Origin of the sequence: Brevundimonas sp. DC300-4 (genome assembly GCF_049897365.1) — a bacterium.
Lineage (GTDB): Bacteria > Pseudomonadota > Alphaproteobacteria > Caulobacterales > Caulobacteraceae > Brevundimonas.
In genome coordinates this window covers 1-1,217 of the sequence record NZ_JAFCWC010000043.1, presented here as the reverse complement: position 1 = coordinate 1,217, position 1,217 = coordinate 1, and the positions used below count along the sequence as shown (strand labels likewise).

2 protein-coding genes are annotated in these 1,217 nt (G+C 61.6%); both read left to right on the top strand.

Features of this window, described 5'->3' with window-relative positions:
* Positions 1 to 542, top strand: a 542-nt coding sequence (locus ACP7AZ_RS17775; protein ID WP_426039978.1) for an IS630 family transposase, incomplete at its 5' end; no start/stop codon positions are given.
* A 364-nt stretch (positions 543 to 906) separates the two neighbouring features.
* The gene (locus tag ACP7AZ_RS17770; protein WP_426039977.1) at positions 907 to 1,143 is read left to right on the top strand and encodes a hypothetical protein; all 237 of its coding nucleotides are present in this window, start codon (positions 907 to 909) and stop codon (positions 1,141 to 1,143) included.
* Positions 1,144 to 1,217: the final 74 nt, after the last annotated feature.

The window sequence follows — 1,217 nt, the reverse complement described above, 5'->3', positions numbered from 1 at the left end:
TCGAGAACCAGCTCGATCTCGATCCGGAACGGCTGGTCTTCATCGACGAAACCGGAGCCTCCACCAAGATGGCCCGCCGCCACGGGCGTGCGCCGCGCGGCCAGAGGCTGAGGTGCAGCATGCCCCATGGTCACTGGAAGACCACCACCTTCGTCGGCGCCCTGCGGCTGACGGGCATGACCGCCCCGATGGTGCTCGACGGCCCGATGAACGGGGCCTGGTTCCTGGCCTATGTCCAGCAGGTGCTGGCCCCGACCCTGAATCCCGGCGACGTGGTGATCATGGACAACCTCGCCGCCCACAAGAGCACGCCCATCAAGGACGCGATCGAGGCCGTCGGCGCACGACTGCTGTTCCTGCCGCCCTACAGCCCTGACCTTAATCCGATCGAGAACGCCTTCGCCAAGCTCAAGGCCCTGCTGAGAAAGGCCGCCGCCAGATCCATCGAGCAGCTCTGGGACGCCATCGCCCGCATCATCCAGACCTACTCACCGCAGGAATGCGCAAACTACTTCGCCGCCGCAGGCTACGATGCAGACTGATCGGAAAATGCTCTAGCTCGGCCACGATCGCCGACAACATAGTTCGGGGCGAACGCACTAACCTCGCTCTCACGAAGAGCTCAGGTAGCCCAGCAGTCCCTGCGGATAATGTCTGTTATGCGCGAAAAAGCAACGCAAAGCGCCAGCAGTGGAATTGCCGTCCCACCGAACGCCCCTGCCGGTATCGCAGCAATCGATGCGAACCGCGCATCGATCCTTTTAAAGAGGGCGCCGCAAGCTCGCGCAGCCGGTATTCCATCGGCTGGCACTTTGCCACCCGCCTTTTCCACGCAGGCTCGACGTCCTGTACGTGGCTCGGTAGCAGAGGTTCGCCACAACCCGGCGAGCCGCGATTGGACACGACATGGCTTCCGGCCTCACCGATATGGAAGAACTGCTCGAACGCGTCGTCGGCGCTGAGATCAAAAGTTTCATGAAGGAGGCCCTGGTCTGCTACGGTGCCGGGGCCCATCGGGCCTGTATCGTTCTGTCCTTTATCGCGGTCTTCGAAGATCTGCGTCAGAAGGTGCGTATCGCCAGCGGGCTAAACCCCGACTGTCCGCCGTCAGCGCCAATGAGACAGATTGAGGGTTCCGTTTAGAGGAGGATTTTGGTCTCGTCGTAGTGACGAAGGAACGAAGATGAGACCAAAATCCTTGCCCTTGAAGGCAACGC